1 pseudogene is annotated in these 874 nt (G+C 73.1%); it reads right to left on the bottom strand.

The window, feature by feature from the left end:
* Positions 1–874 (bottom strand): annotated as a pseudogene (locus GT030_RS06490) (sugar phosphotransferase); the annotation flags it as partial.

Raw genomic sequence — 874 nt, 5'->3', positions numbered from 1 at the left:
CCGGGGGCGGGCCGCGCCGCCCGGCATGAAGTAGTCGAAGGGCCGCACCGGACGGCCGACGACGGCCCCCGGCCGCAAGAGCAGGAAGTGCGGGGAAAGGCCGGGCAGTTGGTGCAGCAGCGCCTCGGCGCCGGGCCGGGCGCGGACCACGCTCAGCCCCTCGGCTGCGGTCAGCCAGGCGGGCGGCGCCGCCTGCGCGACGACGTGGACCGTGTTGGTCCAGGGCGCGTACTGGTACAGGGAGCGCAGCGCGGCGCGCAGCAGTTCCTCGCCCCAGCCGGTGGCGTGCTCGAAGAGGACGACGGCGTCGACGGGGAAGTCCACCTCGTCCAGCCGGACGACGTCGAAGGTCTCCAGGGTGACGGTGGGCTCGAGTTCGCCGTCGGCGTCGCTGTAACCGCACAGCCGGTCGAAGCCGATCTCGACTCCGGGGGCGTCGCTGGGCACGGCGCGCTGGACCCGGTTGGGCCGGGGTCCGATGAGGCGCTCGGTGGGCAGGTTGGTGTTGCGCGTCCAGAACTCGATCTCGATGCCCTGGTCGTCGCCGGTCCAGAGGTTCTCGGTGGGCTCGGTGCGCAGCCAGACGAGCCGGATGACCCGCGCCTTGGCGTAGTGCTTCCACGCCTTCACGTAGCTGCCCGGCTCCTCGGGAGTGTCGGGCTGCGCGGGCGAGACGGAGGTGACGTACCCGGTGTGCTCCTCCAGCAGGGCGCGGAGCACCCGGCGCACGGCACCCTTGTCGCGGCTCTCCACGGCGAGGCAGATACGCCGGTCGTCCAGTGCGGGGACGGCGAACCAGCAGATGCCGGCCGCGTCCAGGGCGCGGGTCACCAGATCGTGGTCGAACCGCCGGGCCAGGTCGATGGTGAGCCCG

It is taken from the genome of Streptomyces sp. SID1328, from assembly GCF_009865595.1.
In the GTDB taxonomy this organism is placed as follows: Bacteria; Actinomycetota; Actinomycetes; order Streptomycetales; family Streptomycetaceae; genus Streptomyces; species Streptomyces griseoluteus.
The sequence above is the reverse complement of the archived record's forward strand: the minus strand, read 5'-3'. Positions and strand labels throughout refer to the sequence as shown.